This is a genomic window from Paenibacillus sp. 1-18 (genome assembly GCF_000520755.1).
Taxonomy (GTDB): Bacteria; Bacillota; Bacilli; order Paenibacillales; family Paenibacillaceae; genus Paenibacillus; species Paenibacillus brasilensis.
In genome coordinates this window covers 1-537 of record NZ_ASSB01000342.1, presented here as the reverse complement: position 1 = coordinate 537, position 537 = coordinate 1, and the positions used below count along the sequence as shown (strand labels likewise).

General features: G+C 54.0%; 1 protein-coding gene. It reads right to left on the bottom strand.

All coding sequences use genetic code 11. The features are described from left to right. Nucleotides 1–174 precede the first annotated feature (174 nt). Nucleotides 175–537 (bottom strand): FecCD family ABC transporter permease (locus tag L693_RS0122430; RefSeq protein WP_025720146.1); only part of this gene is annotated, 363 nt, incomplete at its 5' end.

The following is a 537-nucleotide window of genomic DNA, read 5'->3' as shown; positions in this document are numbered from 1 at the left end:
CCAGAATGGCCAGCAGGCCGCGTGGCAGCCGGTAATGGTAAACGATGAACCAGGATGAGGCGTCCCGGTCAGTCAAAGCCATGAGTAATTCGGAGGGCGTAATGTAGGTGCTGCCCACGCCAATGGCTATAAAGGAACCTACCAGCATTAGAACGAGTAGAATCCACAGCTTTTTCATCTTGCCGCCCTCCCGTTCTTGTGTGCCAGATATAAAAAGAAGGGTGCACCGACCAGTGCGGTTACAATGCCGACGGGTGATTCATACGGAAACGCGATAAATCGTCCAAGCACGTCTGCATAGGTCAGCAGCAGGGCTCCGCAGATTGCAGACAGGGGAATAACCCGTTTGTAATTGTCGCCTGTAAGCATCTTGATAATATTTGGCACCATCAGCCCTACAAAGCCGATGGAACCGGCCACTGCTACAGCAGAGCCTGCCAGCATAATGACCGAGGCCGAGGCCAGCAGACGGACAAGCCGGACATTTTGCCCCAACCCCTGTGCTACCTCTGTTCCGAGACTTAGCACAGACAGCGA